Below are 1,410 nucleotides of genomic sequence, written 5' to 3'. Positions count from 1 at the left end.
TGTAGCGGTGAACGTAATGCAAAAATGGTAGATACTTCAGAGCTTTTACGTGTCTTTGGTCCCTTTGAACAACTGAAGGGTGAACACCATTCTGGACAGGTCTCTGAACAGCGTGATACAGCCTCTGCTGACCAGAGTGAACAGGTGATTCGTCATCTGAAACAGGAGATTGAACACCTGAACACCTTACTTTTGTCCAAGGATTCGCACATTGACAGCCTGAAACAGGCCATGCTCCTTCTTGAAAATCACCAGGCAAAATTAACTGAATCCCCGGCGCCATGGTGGAAATTCTGGAAAAAATCCTGACCCCGTCATGCTTTAGTTTTCCTCTCCGGCCATTCCGGGGAGTTCCTGAACCTTCCCAAAAATCGTCAGATCTCTGAACGCTCCTCACCACTAAAAATACCCACACCCCACGCAAAATTAAAATTTTGAAGATAACCCATTAATATCAGTTAGTTGTTGGTTATTAAATTACGCAGTATTACTTTCTGTAAGGTGAATCCAAGTCGTCGGCAAGTCGTAGACGAATCGCCGACGACTTGTCATAGAGTCATCGACGACTCACTTAAGACTATCAGTAACTTATGACGACTTGACTCTAGAGTCGAATCGTCATTTTGGTGTTTTTTTGACCTTGGCGACTCTAGAGTCAAGTCACGAGTCGAATCGCCGGTGAATCGTGTGGTGAGTCGTCCGGCGACTTGCCTAACGTGATTGCCGGCCGTCGACGAACCCGATTCCTGAACGTGATGAAAACCGGTTTTCCGGCTGCGCCGGCAACGCTTCACGGCCACGCAATAAATTGCGTCCCCGTTCACCGTTTTCGGATGGGAAGAACGGTGGAAACAGGACTAACCCTGGCTAAATGGCGTGAATTTTCGCGCTATGCACTTGCGTGCATACTCATGCATGCCGTAAAAACAGAGCCTGCGCGTTTCTGGCGGGGTTTCGGGTGGTTTGTTGCCTGTTTTGCCGGTTTCCCGTCAGAAACGCCCTGAGGCCGTTTTAGCGGTGCGTACAATCATGGCTTTATGTTAAATGATAGATGCAAAAAAGCCCCGAAGGGGCCTGAAGGTTTTCCTGCTAAGGGGCGAAACGGGCCGCCTTCCGGCGACCTGTTCGGCAGCTCCCTCTGCGACCATCTTATTTGGTCAGTTCAGCCGTCATGTGGACACGGTTATTGAACTGAGCGCTGGTGATTTTGTATGACGCACCTTGTTCAGCGGCCTGTGCGGCAATTTTTGCTTCAGCACGATCCAGGGTGGAGGCGGTAGCGCTGACGCTCTGAGCAAACGCACCGAAAGACATCATGGATAGAGTGGCAACTGCAACGAAAGTTTTGATGGTTTTCATGGTCGTATTCCTTAAGTAATTTTGTTCTGTATGGGGCGTTGTTGCCCTGAT

Annotated in this window: 2 protein-coding genes; one reads left to right on the top strand and one right to left on the bottom strand. The window is 49.1% G+C overall.

Features of this window, described 5'->3' with window-relative positions; all coding sequences use genetic code 11:
• Nucleotides 1-309, top strand: a 309-nt coding sequence (locus AC056_RS19130) for a DNA-binding protein (protein WP_228144375.1), incomplete at its 5' end; no start/stop codon positions are given.
• A gap of 840 nt (nt 310-1,149) precedes the next feature.
• Here AC056_RS19130 and AC056_RS19125 read toward each other — a convergent pair.
• Nucleotides 1,150-1,410 (bottom strand): YdgH/BhsA/McbA-like domain containing protein (locus AC056_RS19125; protein WP_416224622.1); only part of this gene is annotated, 261 nt, incomplete at its 5' end.

The organism is Acinetobacter genomosp. 33YU (genome assembly GCF_001990725.1).
Classification (GTDB): domain Bacteria; phylum Pseudomonadota; class Gammaproteobacteria; order Pseudomonadales; family Moraxellaceae; genus Acinetobacter; species Acinetobacter seifertii.
Note: the sequence above shows the minus strand (reverse complement) of the source record. Positions and strands in the feature narration are given on the sequence as shown.